The organism is Serratia sp. Nf2 (assembly GCF_003028435.1).
GTDB classification, from domain to species: Bacteria; Pseudomonadota; Gammaproteobacteria; order Enterobacterales; family Enterobacteriaceae; genus Serratia; species Serratia marcescens_L.
In genome coordinates this window covers 1-1,103 of sequence record NZ_PYTW01000036.1, presented here as the reverse complement: position 1 = coordinate 1,103, position 1,103 = coordinate 1, and the positions used below count along the sequence as shown (strand labels likewise).

Here is a 1,103-nt window from a genome sequence, read left to right as displayed (position 1 = left end):
GTACGGCCGCCTTCACGGATTGCGAAACGCAGACCGTCGTCCATCGCGATTGGGTGAATCAGGGTGACAATCATGTTCACGTTGTCGCCTGGCATTACCATCTCTACGCCTTCTGGCAGTTCGATGGTACCGGTCACGTCAGTGGTACGGAAGTAGAACTGTGGACGGTAGCCTTTGAAGAATGGCGTGTGACGACCACCTTCATCTTTGCTCAGGATGTACACTTCAGATTCGAACTGGGTGTGTGGCTTGATAGAGCCTGGCTTAGCCAGTACCTGACCACGTTCGATGTCTTCGCGCTTGATACCACGCAGCAGAACACCTACGTTCTCACCCGCACGGCCTTCGTCCAGCAGTTTGCGGAACATTTCAACGCCAGTACAGGTAGACTTAACGGTGTCTTTGATACCAACAATTTCAACTTCTTCGCCAACTTTGATGATACCGCGCTCAACACGACCGGTAACAACGGTACCACGACCGGAGATGGAGAATACGTCTTCGATTGGCAGCAGGAACGGCTTGTCGATAGCACGCTCTGGCTCTGGGATGTAGCTGTCCAGGGCTTCGGCCAGTTCGATGATTTTCGCTTCCCACTCAGCTTCGCCTTCCAGCGCTTTCAGCGCGGAACCGCGGATTACTGGCAGGTCGTCGCCTGGGAAATCGTAAGCGGACAGCAGTTCGCGAACTTCCATTTCTACCAGTTCCAGCAGCTCTTCATCATCAACCATGTCGCATTTGTTCATGAATACGATGATGAAAGGAACGCCAACCTGACGACCCAGCAGGATGTGCTCACGGGTCTGAGGCATTGGGCCGTCAGTCGCAGCTACTACCAGGATCGCGCCGTCCATCTGAGCGGCACCGGTGATCATGTTTTTCACGTAGTCGGCGTGCCCTGGGCAGTCAACGTGCGCGTAGTGACGAGTCGGGGTGTCATACTCAACGTGAGAGGTGTTGATGGTGATACCACGAGCTTTTTCTTCTGGCGCGTTATCGATCTGGTCGAAAGCACGTGCAGAACCGCCGTAGGTTTTAGCCAGTACGGTAGTGATCGCTGCAGTCAGGGTAGTTTTACCGTGGTCAACGTGGCCGATAGTACC

At 54.2% G+C, this 1,103-nt stretch carries 1 protein-coding gene; it reads right to left on the bottom strand.

The features are described from left to right. Positions 1-1,103 (bottom strand): elongation factor Tu (gene tuf / locus C9411_RS25260; protein WP_107228162.1); only part of this gene is annotated, 1,103 nt, incomplete at both ends.